The 18,060-nt window shown below is 35.7% G+C and carries 18 protein-coding genes; all 18 read right to left on the bottom strand.

Going from position 1 to position 18,060, the window contains the following annotated elements; translation table 11 throughout:
* Nucleotides 1-71 precede the first annotated feature (71 nt).
* Nucleotides 72-818: a BMC domain-containing protein gene (locus tag NK213_RS15905; protein ID WP_253350840.1), complete on the bottom strand. Its 747-nt coding sequence runs from the start codon at nucleotides 816-818 to the stop codon at nucleotides 72-74.
* A 68-nt stretch (nucleotides 819-886) separates the two neighbouring features.
* The gene (locus NK213_RS15900; protein WP_253350838.1) at nucleotides 887-1,321 is read right to left on the bottom strand and encodes a EutP/PduV family microcompartment system protein; all 435 of its coding nucleotides are present in this window, start codon (nucleotides 1,319-1,321) and stop codon (nucleotides 887-889) included.
* Nucleotides 1,322-1,325: 4 nt separating this feature from the next.
* Entirely contained in the window at nucleotides 1,326-1,673 is a 348-nt protein-coding gene (locus NK213_RS15895) for a BMC domain-containing protein (protein WP_253350836.1), read from the bottom strand.
* A gap of 49 nt (nucleotides 1,674-1,722) precedes the next feature.
* Nucleotides 1,723-1,998 carry an ethanolamine utilization microcompartment protein EutM gene (gene eutM, locus NK213_RS15890; RefSeq protein ID WP_012860503.1) on the bottom strand — a complete coding sequence of 92 codons (276 nt, stop codon included), beginning with the start codon at nucleotides 1,996-1,998 and terminating at the stop codon, nucleotides 1,723-1,725.
* A 410-nt stretch (nucleotides 1,999-2,408) separates the two neighbouring features.
* Nucleotides 2,409-2,684, bottom strand: a complete 276-nt coding sequence (eutM, locus tag NK213_RS15885) for an ethanolamine utilization microcompartment protein EutM (RefSeq protein ID WP_253350834.1) — start codon at nucleotides 2,682-2,684, stop codon at nucleotides 2,409-2,411.
* Between the two features lie 17 nt (nucleotides 2,685-2,701).
* Entirely contained in the window at nucleotides 2,702-4,108 is a 1,407-nt protein-coding gene (locus tag NK213_RS15880; RefSeq protein ID WP_253350832.1) for an aldehyde dehydrogenase family protein, read from the bottom strand.
* A gap of 15 nt (nucleotides 4,109-4,123) precedes the next feature.
* Nucleotides 4,124-4,603: a heme-binding protein gene (locus NK213_RS15875; RefSeq protein ID WP_253350830.1), complete on the bottom strand. Its 480-nt coding sequence runs from the start codon at nucleotides 4,601-4,603 to the stop codon at nucleotides 4,124-4,126.
* 31 nt (nucleotides 4,604-4,634) lie between these two features.
* Nucleotides 4,635-4,970: a glycerol dehydratase reactivase beta/small subunit family protein gene (locus tag NK213_RS15870; RefSeq protein ID WP_253350828.1), complete on the bottom strand. Its 336-nt coding sequence runs from the start codon at nucleotides 4,968-4,970 to the stop codon at nucleotides 4,635-4,637.
* Nucleotides 4,971-6,800 carry a diol dehydratase reactivase subunit alpha gene (locus NK213_RS15865; protein WP_253350826.1) on the bottom strand — a complete coding sequence of 610 codons (1,830 nt, stop codon included), beginning with the start codon at nucleotides 6,798-6,800 and terminating at the stop codon, nucleotides 4,971-4,973. It lies immediately after the preceding gene.
* A gap of 145 nt (nucleotides 6,801-6,945) precedes the next feature.
* Nucleotides 6,946-7,455: a diol dehydratase small subunit gene (locus NK213_RS15860; protein WP_253350824.1), complete on the bottom strand. Its 510-nt coding sequence runs from the start codon at nucleotides 7,453-7,455 to the stop codon at nucleotides 6,946-6,948.
* Between the two features lie 13 nt (nucleotides 7,456-7,468).
* Complete coding sequence (locus tag NK213_RS15855; RefSeq protein ID WP_253350822.1) at nucleotides 7,469-8,149, bottom strand: propanediol/glycerol family dehydratase medium subunit; 681 nt, start codon at nucleotides 8,147-8,149, stop codon at nucleotides 7,469-7,471.
* A 19-nt stretch (nucleotides 8,150-8,168) separates the two neighbouring features.
* On the bottom strand, nucleotides 8,169-9,830 hold the full coding sequence (locus NK213_RS15850; protein ID WP_253350821.1) for a propanediol/glycerol family dehydratase large subunit: 1,662 nt from the start codon (nucleotides 9,828-9,830) through the stop codon (nucleotides 8,169-8,171).
* Between the two features lie 101 nt (nucleotides 9,831-9,931).
* Nucleotides 9,932-10,627: a propanediol utilization microcompartment protein PduB gene (gene pduB / locus NK213_RS15845; protein WP_253350820.1), complete on the bottom strand. Its 696-nt coding sequence runs from the start codon at nucleotides 10,625-10,627 to the stop codon at nucleotides 9,932-9,934.
* 661 nt (nucleotides 10,628-11,288) lie between these two features.
* Nucleotides 11,289-11,825 (bottom strand): hypothetical protein, encoded by a 537-nt coding sequence (locus NK213_RS15840; RefSeq protein ID WP_253350819.1) that lies wholly within the window; start codon nucleotides 11,823-11,825, stop codon nucleotides 11,289-11,291.
* Between the two features lie 250 nt (nucleotides 11,826-12,075).
* Nucleotides 12,076-12,297, bottom strand: coding sequence for a hypothetical protein (locus NK213_RS15835; protein ID WP_253350817.1), 222 nt, complete (start codon nucleotides 12,295-12,297; stop codon nucleotides 12,076-12,078).
* A gap of 2 nt (nucleotides 12,298-12,299) precedes the next feature.
* The gene (locus tag NK213_RS15830; RefSeq protein WP_253350815.1) at nucleotides 12,300-12,527 is read right to left on the bottom strand and encodes a serine kinase; all 228 of its coding nucleotides are present in this window, start codon (nucleotides 12,525-12,527) and stop codon (nucleotides 12,300-12,302) included.
* Nucleotides 12,528-12,847: 320 nt separating this feature from the next.
* The gene (locus NK213_RS15825; RefSeq protein WP_253350813.1) at nucleotides 12,848-13,276 is read right to left on the bottom strand and encodes a hypothetical protein; all 429 of its coding nucleotides are present in this window, start codon (nucleotides 13,274-13,276) and stop codon (nucleotides 12,848-12,850) included.
* On the bottom strand, nucleotides 13,276-18,060 hold a 4,785-nt coding region (locus tag NK213_RS15820), incomplete at its 5' end, for a hemagglutinin repeat-containing protein (RefSeq protein WP_253350811.1). The genes NK213_RS15825 and NK213_RS15820, both read right to left, overlap by 1 nt.

The raw sequence follows: 18,060 nt of genomic DNA, 5'->3' as shown, positions 1-18,060 counted from the left end.
CTGTCTATTTTGTGATACTCATTTTTTTATTTAAAAATTCTTCTTTTTTTCCTTGACATTTTATAACTGGTCTATTTGTCTTTCTTATTTTTTTTCAGTGTGTCCACAAGTTTTTTCTTGTTCATCGCTTTTACCTGATTCCATGTCAGGTGGGAATTCAATTCCTTGACTATTCCTCTTAGATCACTGACTTTCATATTTTCATAATCTGTATTATTATCTGTTTTTTCAGCTTTTGTTTCTTCTTCTATAACAGTAACTTTTTCCTGAGACTCGTATGGCTCTCCGTCTAATTCAGTTCTTTTTACTGTTTCTGTGATTATTTTTACTTCACCGTTATCTTCCAGTTCAGAAAATTCCTGACTCTTTACTACTTCGTCATAAAGAGGTATATCGCCTTCTGCTGTAGGAATATCAGCATTTATGATTTCTTCCAGCGCATCCAGTTCTTCTATACTCTCTTCCTCTTCTTTTATTTCATTAAGAAGCAGTTCTTCCTCTGAAATTTCCTTTTCTGATTTGTTATTTTTATTATTGTCCGAAATGAAAGTATCGCCTTTTAGTATCTTTTTCGTTTCTTCATCAACTCTTGCTATTACATTTTTGCTTATAAAGTTTCCGAGTTTTCTGGCACTTTCACTTCCGGCTTCTACTGCCGCAGTAACTGCTGCTACATCTCCGGCTAACTCTACAGTAACTATTCCGCCTTTTACTATATAGCAGTTCGTAAATACTACATTAGCCGCTTTCAATGCTGCATCTGCTGCCTCAATTGCCGTTAACAGACCCATAGTTTCTATATACCCGTATGAATCCATTTGATTATCACCCTCTGTCTTTATTCCCAAATAAATTTTTATTTAGTTAAGAACATGTATTTTTGCCCCTATGAACTTGTTTCATCATCGAGATATTCATACAGGGCTGATATTCCTTCATTATTGTATGAGCTGATCACGAATGTCTGCTCTGCCCCTGCATCTTTCAGTATTTCCTCTGCTCTCTCCACGTCTCCGCCAAGATCTGCCTTGGAAATAATCCCTATTACGGGCTTAGTAAATGCAGATGAAAAATTGGGCGGGAAAACACTTCTTTCGTCATTTAAGGCCTGTACCATTCCTATTACATCACAGTCATAGGAACTAATGATAAGCGCCTTGTATAATGCTCTGTTTTCCATGTATTCTCCGGGCGTGTCCAGCATGTTGTCATAATACCCGAGCATCTGTGTCTTCTCATACTTTAATGCCTGTCCGTTTAATCTCTGTACAAGAGTTGTCTTTCCGCATTCAGTTCTTCCTATTAAAAGTATACGCTTCAAATTATCACGACCTTGTTATTTCGGTAATACTAAATCTGAGAGTATTTTGAAAGTAACCAACTACCTCGCTTACTGCTGATTCAATACTGGACACATCTCCGCTTAACACCACGGAACCTGTAAATCTGTCTACGAAACCTATTTCTACCGCAGCATTTTTTGTAGCTATGTCTGCGGCTATAATAGCGGCTTCTCCCGGTGTAATAGTAAGAATACCTATGGCATTTACCTTATTTCCGTCAAGACCTATTTTTTTGGCAAGTTCCTTCTGCGGGCTTGCGATTATATGTGCCAGTGTAAGCTGTCTCCCAGGCACATATTCCTGTATCATCCTTTGTTTTTTTTCATCCATATTATAACCTCATTATTGGTTTTTCCAAAAATTACACTGTCAGAGAATATTACTTAGGTAAAATAGCTTCTATTTCTCCGTGCGGTCTTGGAATTACGTGTACAGAAACCAGTTCTCCTACTCTTTCAGCTGCTGCTGCTCCTGCATCTGTAGCTGCTTTTACTGCTCCTACGTCTCCTCTTACCATTACTGTTACCAGTCCGCCACCTATGTGCTCTTTCCCTATTAAAGTAACATTTGCTGCCTTTACCATTGCATCTGCTGCTTCTATTGATGCAACCAGTCCTTTAGTTTCAATCATTCCCAACGCATTCATTGTTGACATAATTCTTCCTCCTAAAATATTTTTATTTTTTTACCTTGAGTCCTATTTAAAGTTTTTAAAAACCACATAAAAATAAAAAGGAACTCAAAAAACATATAGTTTCTGAGCCCCTTTGCTCTATTAAAATTAACTATTTTCATTTCTAAAATTCAAAAGGTTATCTAAAAAAATAAGTACAACTAAAATTTGCTCTTTATTTTCGCAGATTATCCAAATAGTCACACATTATTCTTTTTCCAACTCCATTGTCAGAAATTCCTAACCTACAAGATAATTTTAACTCATTTTCCACAAATGTCAACACTTTTATTTTTAATTTCAAGTTAAAACCATTCAAAGGCCGGATTTCAAGGGGCAAAACTATTTAAAAACTTTATGTCCTGTTACTTACAAAAAGAGTAAATTACTTTTTATTTTGGCAGTATCATTTCTATCTCTCCGTGCGGTCTTGGAATTACGTGTACAGATACCAGTTCGCCTACTCTTTCTGCTGCCATGGCTCCTGCATCTGTGGCAGCTTTCACCGCTCCTACGTCTCCTCTTACCATTACTGTTACAAGTCCTCCTCCTATATGTTCTTTACCGATCAAAGTAACATTAGCCGCTTTTACCATTGCATCCGCCGCCTCTATTGCCGCTACAAGTCCTTTTGTTTCTATCATTCCCAATGCACTTAATACCGCCATATTCTACCTCCTTTTATTTATCTTATGGAAAAACTTCCTCCCAGTACACATCTTCTTTTTCTTGTAAAATTTCTCGCACTTGTCAGCCCTTCACCTGTGGGACCCGCTATAGTAAATGTCGTATAGCCTTCACCCAAAAAGCCCAGAGCTGCATATGACGGAGCATTTTTCACAAAAATCGTAGTCTGCATTTCACGTGCTGCGATACTTAATCTGGTTACATTCTGGGAATGCATAACTGCTGTATGCCGCAGTCCGTGTTCCACATGAACCGCATTTTTCAGCGCCTCGTCAAAGTTCTTCTGTCTTACTACTGCCAGCACAGGCATCATAAGTTCTTTGCGGACAAATATATGGTTTATATCTGTTTCCAAAGTTATCAAAACCGGATCAAAGTCACATTTTATCCCTGCTTTCCCCAGTATAAACCCGGCATCTTTTCCAATAAGTTCTTTATTTACCGCACCATTTTTATAAACAATGTCCTCAAGCTTTTTTATGTCTTCCCTGTCTGTAATGTGAAATGCTCCTGCTTTCTGCATATTAAATATAAGATAGTCAGCTGCACTCTCCAAGACCAATACTTCTTTCTCGGCTATACACGGAAGATTATTATCAAATCCCGCTCCGCTCACTATATCCTTTGCAGCTTTTTCTATATCTGCCGTTTCATCCACAATAACCGGAGGATTTCCTGCACCTGCACCTATTACTTTTTTCCCGCTTTTCAAAGCCAGCTTTACTATCTCTGTTCCTCCTGTTATTACAAGAAGACTTATTCTTTCATGGGAAAATAATACATCCACATTTTCTTTTTTCGCTTCTGCTGCTGACGTCACGAGATTTTCCGGTCCTCCTGCGTTTGTTATTATTTCATTCAATTTTTTTATAAGCCAGAGGCAGATATTCTGTGCAGACGGGTGTGGGCAGAAAACTATGCTGTTTCCTCCTGCAATAGCTCCTATTGTGTTATTTATAACAGTTTCCGTAGGATTAGTAACAGGAGTTACCGATCCCAGAACCCCGAAGGCGGAAAGTTCTACCAGTGTAAGACCATCATCACCAGTGAATACTTCTGTTGCAAGGTCTTCTACTCCGGGTGTTTTTTCAATAGCAAGTTTATTTTTCAGTATCTTATCTTTCACTTTTCCCATTTTTGTTTCAGCTACAGTTTTTCCAGCCATTTCTTCAATGTATTTCAGGAGTTCCTTCCTTATACTGCTTATAATCTCTCTTCTTTTTTCAAGTGTGCAGCTGTTATATGTCTGCTGTGCTTCATATGCCCTGTCCACTGCTGTTTCTATGTTTTTAAAGACACCATTTCCGCATGTATTTTCTTTGCTTGTAATATTTATGTCCTTCTCACTTTTCACATCGTTTATAACTTTTTTTATTATATCTTCCAACTGTAATCCGTCTAACATTAATGCCTCCTTTTTTCAGCCAAACACAGCATTAATTGCATACTCTGCTATTTTTATATCTTCTTCGGCAGTCCCTCCGCTCACTCCTATAGCTCCGATAAATACACCATTGCATTTTACAGGAAGTCCTCCTCCGAAAGCAGCTATTTTCCCTTCCATTGTTTCCACAAGCTTATCAAAACCGCCCGTCAAGACCTCTGACGAGGGAATTCTCAGTGATGCACTGGTATAAGCCTTTTTCACGGCTACCTCTATTGCTGCCAGTACCGAATCATCCATCCTGTAAAATAATACCAGATTTCCATGAACATCCATAACTGCCACACTCACATTTACACCTGTTTTTTCTGCTTTTTCCACTGCTGCATCTGCAAGTTTTCCGGCCGTATACAGATTCATCCCGGAAATTTCCCTTGTATTATTCTTTTTCAGTTCTTCTTTTACTTTTATCTTTATTTTCTTAATTAACTCCTCATATTCTTTTTCAGGATACATTTATCCACCCCGGTTTTCTTAAGAATTTATTTTATTTAAAAGGAATTCCTTTTATAAGTCTCGCTGCATTACTCCCGTATGCCCTTAGTTTTTCCGCATCTATCTCCTGTAAACTGATAATAAATAGCGGCTTATCCGTTTTAAGCTTCGAAAAATGTATAACTGCTTTCTCGCTGTCAACGGCAATCCCCACTGCCAGTCTGGAATTCTGTGATATTTCAAATGCTTTTTCAGTGATATCGTAAAAATTTTCTTCTGTTATTTCATACGGAATCCCCTCTTCTTCAATTCCATATGCTATTTCTTTTATATATTGGGAATTTCTATCCAAAACAGATATTTTTATTGACGGTATATCTTGTCTCATCTATTTCACCCTGCCCTTATTGGCAATGTCAAGTATAAGACCTGTGGCTACTGCATTTCTCGGCCCTTCTGTTTCTCTTATATTCCCTCTTCCTGCTACTATGGAATATTTTGCCAGCTTGTCAGTTACCAGTTCCGGTATCTCAAAATCAAGAGCAGAACCGCCTACCATTATTACAAAAGGGATGTCTCTTATGTTTCCTGTAGGACTCACGAATTTCAGCGCTCTGATTGCGTTCTCCACAAATACTCTTTCTTTGGCACTCCTTCTTACAGCCTTTATTTTTTCCAGTGAGTATTCTCCCGGAACAGGAAGCATGCCTTCCTCTTTCAGGACTACCACCCTTGCGAAAACTTCCGGCTGAAGAGCTTCTTTAAAAAACTGCACTGTTCCGTCTTCGTGTCTTATGTGAAAAAGGCTTTCCACCTTTGCAAGGGGATAAATTTTTATATCCTCTGCAAGTCCGGAATCTTCCAGACCAAGTTCGGAATTTATCAGCATAGTTACCATATTTCCCGCACCTGCAAGATGAATAGAGAAAATCTTTCCCTGTTTATCAATAATTGAAGCATCTGTAGAACCTGCTCCCATGTCTACTATTGCAAGAGGACTGTCTGTTCCCGGTGTAGTCAGGGCACCCATAATAGCCATATCAGCTTCTACCCCTCCTATCTCCACTTTCACTCCCAGTTCTCTTTCCAGTTCTTCTGCTATAATCTGCATCTGGAGTCTGTCTGATTTTACCATGGAAGCTATACCTACAGCATTTTCCATGGAGAACTCATTGGCAAGACCGCCTTTTATATTCACAGGTACAAAGGTGTCCACAGCAAGAAGATCCTGAATATAGATATCTGACGGAAGTTTCTTTGTGAGAGAAGCCATAGTCTGTCTTACTTTTTCAAGCATCCCTCCTACATTTGTTCCCGGTTCTCCTCTTACGTCTGTTACACACTGGACACTGTCTACCCCGTCCATTATTTTTTCCGCTCCTTCTTCTACTCCTACCTTTACAGTTTTATTCTCGCCTATTATTTCTATTGATCCGGCGGGAATAATCCTTTCTTTTACATCTCCTTTCGGAGTTTTTATCACTACAGCTGATCTGTTCCCCATCAATGCTCTAGATACAGGAACTATTTTTTTTGTTTCCTCTGGGCTCAATCCGAAAACCGTAGCTATTCCATACGGGTTAGAAAGAGTTTCTATTACTTTCCCCTGTTCTGCCACTTCCACGGCACATTTCATTCCAAGGGGTATTTTATCTATCATGGCTACTTCATCTATTATCGGGATGTTGAAGTCCAGCCTGTTACGGACAAGTACGGCATCATCTTTCTGCATAATGGCTGCACAGATTTTTACTCCTTTTTTTACTGCCTCGTTAAAAGTTCTCGCCACTTCTTCAAAATCACTTTTTTTTGTTACTATTACCACTATGTTCTCATCTGTATTTTGTCTCATTATTTCATCAAACATAACTGTAATACCCGAACTTAATCCCACTCCTCCGGGAGTTTTCGGATTATGTCCTATCATTGTAGACTCTGTGATAATAGTTTCTGTAATAGTTTCCATAGCGACATCTCCTATTACGGGAGCTGCTTCATTTATCCTTATCAGACTAAGATCTTTATATGTGAGACCCGCGTTCTGCAATACCTTTTGCAGGGCTCCGAATATTCCGTGTCTGTTTTGCAGGGTACCTTTTATTCCGGTAGTTAACACAAAAGCACTTGATAAAAACGTCACGGCATTATCCCCGGAGATTTCAGCCAAAGCTACTTCTGTAGTCGAGTTACCCACATCTATCCCTGCTATATACTTCATAGTGCCTCCTAATAATTTGAGCTGAATAATTTTCATAACATAAAACTATTTCTGTAATTTACTTTTGAAAATTTCTCAGAAATAAATACTCTGCCTGTACATCAAATTAGTTACTGAGCAGTGTTAATTAATCTACACCAAGGTATTAATCGTCGCTTCTTAATTTTTTCCTTTTTTCATACACTTCAGCAGCTTCTCTTACCAATCCTGCATTAATTAATGCACCATATTTATTTTCAAGTTCATCTGCTATATCCAAAAGCTCTTGTTTGCTTGATCTAAAAGGTCTCAATGAATTATATATCTGTAATATTCTGTCATCTGGTATTGTAGTAAGCTCTGCCGCTCTTCTAAAATTTCTTGCTATGGAAGACCTTCCGGCATCTTCTGCTACCTGTGCCTGAAGTTCCAGCGTATTTGCAGTTATTTTCAGGTCGTCTATGTTGATATTACCGTTCATTACATTTTCCAGAGTTATATCATCAAGTGTTTTATTAGTAGGAGTCCTTACCAGATCAGGTCTTTTGGAACCAAGAGGATAAGAAGATGCTCCTATTTTACCGTTTTTGTCTGTACAGTCTTTTTTACTGCTGTCATATTTTTCTATATTATTCAATATTTCTTTTACCATATTTTTTATCATTACTTCATCCATAAACTATCCTCCATCAAGAAAATATAGCTTCCAGTTCCACAGGCTTAGAAAGCGGAACGACATGCTCTGTTTCTTTTATATGCAATATAGCCGCTAAGGCTTGGTATTTAGGTCTTACCATCTGGTCATTACGCACTGGAACAGGATTAGGCGTCTCACCCTTTGCATATTTTGCAGCATTTTTCCCTATTGCTCTGTATGTGTCCAAATCCAAAAGAGGGCACTGCGGAAAAAGCTCAAGGTTACTAAGGGGCATAAGATCAGCCTGATGTATTACCACTGTTCCTTTTGACTGTATACCGACACCTATTTTCGAACCGCTGAGTTTTGCTGCATCATGTGCAATAAAACAAATGTCAGATGTTCGTGTAACTCTTATTATTCTTGCCTTTAGCCCTTCTTCCTCTATTCCTGCTATTATCTCTCTTAATACCTTATAAAGCGGGACATGCATAATTGTTTCAGTCTGTGACAGCCCAAAGGCAGGAGCCACTCCTATTACCACCTCGTCTGATCTTGTCCCCTGTCTAGCCTGTCCGTTTTCTCTCAGCTTTAATTTATTATCGTTAATACCGGTATTTTGCCCGAAACTGCTTTTTCTCTCAGTATTGCATCCGCAGTTTTCTTTTTCATTCTGAATCTCTTTTATCACACCGGCAATTATATCTTTTAACTGTTTTTCATCAATATTCATACATTTCCTCCTTCGTGGATTATATTGAATCAGGTTTTATGGCATTTGGAATATCTTTTATCTCGTTCCAACGCTCTTCGCTTATTCTGTATCCTGTTCCCGGCCCTGAATAGTCATTCAGATCATTTACGGCACTTATCACTTCAAAATCTTTGTTTATAATAGCCGATGTATGAAGATAATCTCCGGAAACTCTCTGTTTCAGCATATTCAATACATTCTGTGCCACATCCAGATATCCGTTTTTATAAAGAGCTTTTACCACATCCACTCCGGTTATACCTCTTGTCAGCATTTCACCTGCTGCCTTCAAATCCTCTACCACGTTTCTATCAGGCATATCCTTACTTCCATGTGCATAAGTCGCTGCTGTTACCTCTTCATCTGTAATCTCTGGAAGTCCCAGTTCTCTAAACACTGCCTGAAGCACTCTTGCAGCTTTATTCCTGATTGCCACGATTTCGTCCTCTACTACCGGACGCAGACCTCCGTCTACTTTCAAATCTCTCTGTATAATATTATAGTCATCAAAATCTTCCGCATCAAAGTTTGATCCGGCAAACATATTATCATAATTAGGTGTTGCACTATAGCCTGAAAATATAAAGTCTGTCCCCGGCACCATCTGCATCAACATTCTTGCTGTTCTTCTTATGTCAGAATGTGAAAAAGTCTGATCATTTCCAGAAGCTACTTCCAGATCAAGCATTGTAGTTATCAGATTTTCAGCAAGTACGGCACGTATTCCCGAAGGTACTGCTCCCGGTATTCCTATACAACTTATGGAACCATTCTGCAGTCCTTGTACTCCTGCACCTTTTGTAATATATATACATCGTGCCTCAAGGTAAAGCATTGACTTTCCTTCAGCATATCCCATCTGAACCTCTGAACCTGTCCCAGACGTAAATCTCATTTTTAATCCTCTTGATGCATATGCAGACGCTAAAAACGATTTTGACCACGGAGTGTCGTCTCCGTCTGTAAAAACGTCCTCTGTTCCGTAAACAGAAATTGTTTCCGCATATGAAGTAAGTCCTCTCATTCCCAAAAGAAGTTCTGTTGCTTCTTCAAGGGCACACTGTGTAAGAATTCCTCCCCTGCCCACCTGTGAGCCTATAAGTAAAGACAACGCATTAAAAGGAGCATATCTCGCTATCCCTACTGTTGTCTCTTCCTCAGCAAAACCTCTTACTGCCGCCTCTGCTGCTTCCGCTGCTATCTGAACAGGATTATCCTTTACACTAGTTACGTGGCACTGATTTGCCGGAGTTTTTCTGGCACGCATTTTCTGGAGTGACATCATCATTTCCAGTACATTCATATATCCCAGGACTTCCACTATCTTCCCCGGAGTCATTGCCGTAGTTATCTCTATGAGCTTTGTACGCGGAACATTAGGGTCACAGAGCATGTTTGCCAGTTTCTGTGAATCCATTTTCATTACTTCTTCCGCTTTTTCTATATTAATTGAGTATTTTGCTATAAACATATCTATAGAATCAAATTCTTCTTTCTTTTTTCCATCCAATTCCACTATTTCGCCGTTTACTACTTTCACACCCGGTTTAGGGTCATTAGGGCCGTTCATGGCAATAAATCCTACTTCAGGCCATTCAGCGACAAAACCATCCTGATTTACCGGTCTGTTTCTTAAGACTTCGAATCTTTTTGATTTCATAATCTGTATTCCTCCTCAAATTTTTACTAAAGTAAATAATTCTGGTAATACTAAAATACCAGTACCGTTCCCGTTTTTAATAATACGGGTATGAATAAGTACTAGATATATGGTTTCGTATCGCTTACAGGCTCTGAACCGAGCTGTGCCAGAAGCTCTAATCCGATTTCTCTTGCAGATATTATTGCCTGCTTTACAGCTCCCGAATCTCCGCTGATACTTAAAATTACCTCATTACTGTAACTTGTTCCGTGACTTGGTGAAGAATACGCCACTACATCTACTGTTGCTGCTTTTACTGCATTATCTGCCATTACCACTCCAATAGCCGCCGGACTTCCCACTGTTATGCCGAATGCTTTTCCTACCGGTGCTCCAAATGCTTTTGCCACTGCATGGCTTGCTCTTGCTGTATACTGAAATTCCAGATGACCTGCTTCATTTCCGTATACATCTCCAAAGGTACGTTCCAGTTCCTCAAGACACACTTCCACAGCTCTTCTTACATCAGATACATCATCTGCTCCGAAAATAATAAGGTTCCCGTGTCCGCCTCCGCCTTTGGTATCTCTCGGCAATTCTATGCTTACTATCTCTGCATTTGTTGCCTTTACTGCTTCGTCCGCAGCAAAAATATGAGGTCCGGCTCCTGTTCTTGCACCTACTATACCGATGGAACGGTATTTAGTTTCGACATTCATGGCTTTCCTTACCTCATCATCTACATTAGCTATTACCAATCCTATAGTATCGCCTCTGGCAACACCAACAAATTCGGTTACTCCTATTCCTGCCATTATTCCACCTCTCTATATTATTATTTATTAAATAACAACTAAAAATTACAGTGTTTCTAATGTGGTACAAGATTACTAATTTTTATTTACTTGGTTTACATAATTTACATATTTCTAAAAATGCTGATAAGCTTTGATATTACTTGAAATTGAATTGAAAATGGTTAAACTAATTATAAAATTTTAAATTACCTAATTTTAGTTTACCATACTTTATAATTTTGTCAATATAATTTATTAATTTAACTTTTTGAAAATTTTATTTTACAAATTCTCCATTTGCACAAATTTGCAAATTATTTTTCATATAATTGCATTTATTTATAGCCTGATTTGATTCATTTGTCAAATGATTTTTTTGGAGAAATAGCTTTTCAGCCTTCTTATCTTTTATTATCATTATCTCTATTCAAGACTTTTTTATTTTCTCTTTTGACCTTAATTTCAATTATAGTACCTGTCTTAGCAGTTTTTTTAGATTCAAATACGATGTTATTCCATTTGTATCACTATAACTTTTTTTCTATTAAATATAAAAACACCCCATAATTTTTAGCTTACATTTAATTATGAGATGTTTTTTATTCAAATTTATTTGCTTTTTTATGATATTATTTTTTTGGTTATATTTATGTTAACCTTTTTTTATCAACACCAAACCCTAATAAGAAATTTCTTGATATTTATTTTCTTTAAGTATTCTTAGTATAAATTTATCTTCATTAAAGGTATATGGATTTTTTTTGATTTTAATAACTTCATTTTCTAATAATATGTAATTTCTATCATACAAATTCCCATCTATTATTAACCTTACCCCTAAATAGTATATATTTTCTTTTGGTAAAAACATTATGTTGTATTTATCTACTTTATTTTCATAAATTTTTTGATATGTACTGATGAACAAATATTTATCATTTTCATAACATTCATAAGTACCAGATTTTATTTTCCAAGTTCCTTGTGGTTTGTTTTTGGCATCCACTATACCAGAATAAAATATTCCATCATAAATAAGTTCTACTTTCCTTAATTTTTCATTAATATCGAAGTTGCATTTTAGAATTCTGTTTTTTTCATAAAATTTTATTATTTGCTTATCTATTTTTTCTCTATTTTCCCCTGTTTGATTTAAATTATTTACTCCCATTATCATATTTGATATTAGAAATAAAAAGAACATAATTTTTATCATTTATTCAACCCTTCCAGTTTTGTAAAATCTAATTCTATTGTTAGACCATTTTTTTCATTTAAATGCCATAAAGAAGAGTTATATTTTTCAAAAAATTCACTTAATTACTAACTGGATCATATATCCATGAATTCTTCACCAAATCATATTTTTTTAACATAATAGTCATAATATCCTGATGTTTCCACTTCTATTGAGATAGTCCCAAGTTTCGTTACATTATATCAATCTATGAATTTTAAAGGCTCAATTAAACACTCCCAAAGCCATCTCCCCATTCAAATTCTTTATCCACTTCCCATTTATCTATCCAAAACCCATCTATATGTGACTCAAATCCTTTTTTTTTCATATATTTTCTCATAGCTTCTCTAGCTTTTTTTTTGGTAGAATACAATCCTATTGTTCTAGCTTCTTCATAATATTTATCTTTTCCAACATTATATGAATGAGATAAATGATACACTATCATTTCTACTCATCTCCCTTTTTATACCAAGATTTAAAACCATTTCCGTAATAATCTTTGTCTAACTCTATTTTTTTTATCTTAAAATCATTTTTGTGTTCTTTAAATCCCTTCTTTCTCTCATATTCTTTTACTATTTTTTCTGCTTTTTCTCTGGTAGAAACTATCCCAATTATTTTCCCTTCATAAAATTCATTAATTTTTATATTATGTTCTATTAAATATAAATACATATATCTTACTTCCTTTTATATTCTGATTTTGCCCCTTATTCTAAGCACCTTTTCTATACTTTTTTGTTCAAAATTCTTTCTTACTATCCCCTTTTATACTTTGAATTATTTTTTATTGTAAAACTTTATCTAATCGCACATCAAATTTTTTTCAAGGATTATTTTGAAAATATTTTAAATATTATGTTAGAAATTCAATAATATATAAAAAATCTGACTTTATGCCAACTTTTTCTATGTTTATTTAAACAGTTACAAATTTATCTTTTCTCTTATACCTCTTATCAATTTTTCTACATTTAATACTATTTCTATTATTTTCATTCTATTGACTCTAAGTATTCTTCAACTGAAATAAATCCCCCCTCCCATCGAAAAGTAATATCAATCAACCATTTTTCAATATAAAAACCTCTAGCTTTTATAGAAAATCCATTTTTTTCCTTGTATTGTTTTATTATTTCTTTCCCTTCTTTCAATGTTACAGATAACCCTAAAATCTCATTTACATCGTCTATATCTTCATACTCTCTATAATATCCTAGTAAATAAATATGGTTATCCTTATTTACATGTTCGATATTATACTTAAGTATTTTAAAACCATTAGGAAATTCTTTAAATCCTACATAGTTTTTATATCTCTCCATAGTTTTCTTCGCTTTTTCATAAGAAGAGCAAATCGCAATATTTTTTTTTTCTACATAAGTTGATTTACTCATTTTTTCATGTATTAATAGAAAAATCATTAAAGACCACCTCTATCAAATGCTTTTTTTAATTTACTATATTCTGGTGCTTTTTTATTCCAATTTCCTTCTCCATATTGTTCATCCATAATTCTTTTTAAAAATGCCTCTTTTTTTTCTCCAGGATTGGGCTTTTTCCCTTTTGACCAACTCGGAGTGTCAGTTGCTCTCTCCTTCTTAGTCTTTTTAGATTGTTTCTTAGCTTTATAGATAGTAGCCATTGCAACTATTCCTGCTGTTCCTACAGTTTTCAAAAAATCTACCTTTTTAGCCATTTCAGCTTCGACTGCTGCTCCAAACACCCTTGCTGCTTCTGTATCTGAAAAATAATATATTATTCCTCCGACAATCACTGTTGCACCGACAACAGTTACTGTAATTACCTCTGTTCCATCAACTTTTATATCTTTTATGTTATTATTAACTGTAATTGTTCCTGTATACTCAGAATCGGAATCTTTGCCTTTTGACATCTCTTTTCCAAATATCTGACCTATTTGCTCTGCTCCACCTGTTTTAGTTGCTAAACCATTATTGTGGGCATATAATTCCCCTATCTCTTCCCCTACTATCCTGTTAAACTCTCCTAACGGTTTTCCTGCCACATCTTTTGTTATGTATATTATTCCTGTACTCTTGTCATAGCCAGCCTGAGCTCCTTCTATTACATTACCTTCCGAGTCCCTAAATACTGTATCATTAGATACTACCTCAATTTTTTTTACCCCATAATCATTATACTTTTCTGCTAATTTATCTAGATCATTTCTCTCCTCATCTGTGATAGATAAATTTTCTTTATTTTTTATAGCTACTTCTGCTGCTTTTGTTATATTCGCTAAAGATTGTTTTTCTAACTCCCAAACTTCCGCATCAGAACTTCCATTTTTGTTATTATCAAGTTTAGTAGCTATTGCTGTCCCTATAATCTCACTATTTTCAACCAATGTATTAATATCACTAATTATTGCATCCCTCTTATTTTTATTCAGTAAATCCGTATGCAACACAGTATCAATAGGATCCACTACATCATCCTTCGTCACCACCTGTGCCTTTGTTATATCCGTATTTATTCCTCTTCCTTCTAAATCTACCTCTTCCCCGTTCTCTCTTAACTTCACATTTGAGAAAGTCGCATTTGTATCTTGTTCCTTATCATGACTCTGATATTGCAATGCTGTCTCTGGTATTGGATTTTTCAAGTCCATTCCACTAAATCCTACATTGTAACTTTCTCCATTATCATTATCCTTTAAATTTTCCACTACAAGCTTTTTAGCATCTATCTCCAACGGTTCATTCAGACTTCCTATCACTGCACCTTTATTCGTCAGAGTTTCTCCTGCTTTTATACTTCCTCCGTTATCAGCTATAATACTTGTCTGGTCGCTCACCCATCTGCTATTTCCATTTGTTTCTCCATAACTTACACTTCCTGACGGCGAGGCATAACCTCCCATTTTTCCGTCAGAACCTCTCTCCGGTGTATATCCGTAATTAACTCCTGCACTCTTATTACTTCCCTTGGTATCAAACTCGTCCTGCAGGGAAATTACATTCAGGTCTCCTCCTATATCAAACTTTATCTTGTCTGCTGTCACATTAGCACCTTCAAATGTTGCATCCCCTTCTGTATTTAATATAAAAGTTCCTCCTGCATTTATCTTCGTATTATCATAAATTTTTGAACTTGTATTGCTATCTCCTTTACTTCCGTTTATCCCTCCAGTCACTGTTCCTCCGGTAAAATCATAACCTACACTTCCACCTTTGGAACTTGAATTAGTATTATTTGAATAAGTATTTTCTCCTGCTCTTGCTTCAAAGCTTTTAGCATCTACAATTATATTTTCTCCTACATTAATCTTCTGATTTACCAGTTTTACATCGCCTTCTGACTGTATTATCAGATTTTGACCAACATTTATCACTCCTGCCACAGAATTCGTCCCGCTTGTATTAGATTCATACTTATTTTGATTTATTCCCAGCGAAACATTTGCTGATATACCATAATTTAATAAATCTTTTGGACTGCTTATATTACCAAGCGTCCCTTTCATTCCGTCAAGTAATAACTGGGAACCATCTGATGCAGCTTTTGTTCCATTTATTAATACACTTAATCCGTCTCCATAAGTATTAATTAACTGCGATCTATTATCAAAACCATATTTACCGCTATTTTGTGATACTTCATCCGCTTCACTTATAAAACTTGTAATAGTAGATCCCACACTCGCTGTAAAACCTACACTTGTACTTTTCTGTTTCACTTTCTCTTCATAAACTTCCTTGGCATCTAGAAGTTCTACTCCGTTAACTCCTCTTATTATCAGATTTTCTCCCACACTAGCCTGCATTGCTTCCGTTTTTATTTTATTTCCTGCTTCTAATACTGTACTTCCTTCTGATAATAGACTTGATACTGCTACCGTTGTACTATTACTATTAATTTCAAGACTGTTTTTGCTGTAACTCACACCAGCTGACATTCCGCCACCTGTATTTGAGAAATTTGTACTAAATCCACTTTTCTTTTCCTTTAAATAATACTCATTATTCATATCATCTGTAGTAATATTTATATCATTCTCTGCTGTTATTATTATATTTCCACCAGTATTTTCAATATTATCATTCTTTACTGCTATTACATTAGAAGCCCTTATATTTACGTCATTTCCTGCATTCAGTATTACATTATTTCCTGCAAGATTGCTTGCTACTGCACTCTCCTGATAGTTTGTTTCCAGTTTTGAATAGCTTGAGAATGTACCTTTTTTATCTCTCTTTGATTCTGTATATACAGTGTTTTTATCATTCTCTATATTTATGTCATTCTCTGCTGTTAACTGAATTGTTCCATCTGTGACGACTTTACTTCCTTTTATATTTATATCATTTGAAGCCTCTATTATTACATTATCAAGCCCTGTCACTTCTGATCCTAACTTCTCTGTTGTCCTGTATAAATCATACCCGTGATTTTCTTTCGTTCTCTCATAATCTTTCAAAGCTATTGTATTTATTGATACATCATCAGCTTCTATATACGTTGTTCCTCCTGATTCTGTTACTGCTCCCCTTGATACATATTTTTCCCCTTCAATATATGTAAGATCTCCAGAACTTATTACTCCTACATTCTGAATATCATCATATATCCTTGTTCTCTCTTTTCCTTCAAGTCTGTCATGTTCCGTTGTTTCTACTCCTGTTGTTATATTACTTATTGTTCCCCCTGCTGTTAACATTAAGTCTTCTTTAGCCGATATTACCGCTCCTATATTCAGTATATCATTTTTTGCATCTATTTGTACATTTGTTCCTGTTATCTCAGCTGTCAGCGCTCCTACACTCTTATTTATCAGATTATCAGTATTTACATATACTGTATTTCCACTCAGTCTTCCCTGATTCACAAGTGTACTGCTGTTTATTGCCAGTGTTTCCTGTGCTGATATTGTCGTAGTCGGACTCTTTATATTCTCAAGTGTTGCCTGACTCAAATACAGCTGTGGTACCAATACCTTTTCTCCATTTACTTCCTGCTCCACATACCAAATTATATCACTTTTCAATGCTGCTATCTGTTCTTTTGTTAATGATACTCCTATTGTCAGCTGTAAATCCCCGCTTGTTGCCACTGCATTATCTAGCAGTTCCTTCATGAGTTCTGTATCTGCCTTACCATTTATGAATCTCGTCCCTAACGTTTCCAAAAGAAGATTATTCATATATTTTGTTTCATAATATGCATCCCCAAGTCTTCTTGCCTTATTCCAGTCACTGTTTTCATCATAACCTATTTTATTTAAGAAATAGTCACTTCCAAAAAATCTTGATAAATCTATATACTGTGATCTTGTTTCCAGCATATACTTTGATGTCGGATCACTATTCTGTGTAAACAGTTTACTTATACTCTGATTAAATACCTGATTATTAAAAGGTATTATCCCTGTATTTACGATATCTATTACTGCTGTTCTGTCCACATGTACTGTTACAGGATCATAATAAAGGTCTACATCGACATCTCTTGATGTTATTGTACTTGGATCTACTATTGCTCCTGTTTTTATATTAGTATAATCATATCCGTTATTTATTACAGGTGTTCCCTCTATTATTACATTATTCCCTTCTATTACCGATACCCCGTCTGCTATGTTATAATCTCTCACATTATCTAGCAAACTTCTGTTTATTCCTGCATAATAATAAGTTATTGTGTGATCTCCACCTGTACTTATTTTTGTTTCCCAATAACTTAATGTTTCCTTTCCATCATAAACTTTTACCGTCATAGCTTCTGTTGTATTTTCAATCTTCTCTGCTTTATTTGTTATTGTTAGTGTTCCTCCAGCACTTATCTTAGAATTCTTATTTACCAGTTCTTTTACATCCAATGTCAAATTACCGCCCGATAATACTCTTCCACCTTCTGTCATTAATCTGCTTGTATCAACAAATCCTTCCAGTACTCTTGTTTCAAATTTTGCAGATGTATCATCGCCAGAAGGCGAAGCAGGATATTTGCCGTAGTATAATGCATACGGGTTATCTCTATTTTGTGCCATAAGTTTTTCATATGTGGTATTTTGATTTCCCAGATACCAATTATTTAATCCTGTTAATTCCCAGTTCTTATACACTATTACTTTCTGCCCTGTCCTTATATCCGTATATTCTCTGTCATATACCTTTCCGCCATTTTGCATATATTCATCATTAAGCTCTCTCCATACATCATCATAAATATACTGACCATCCCA

The organism is Sebaldella sp. S0638 (genome assembly GCF_024158605.1).
In the GTDB taxonomy this organism is placed as follows: Bacteria; Fusobacteriota; Fusobacteriia; order Fusobacteriales; family Leptotrichiaceae; genus Sebaldella.
This window is presented reverse-complemented; position numbering and strand designations above follow the sequence as displayed.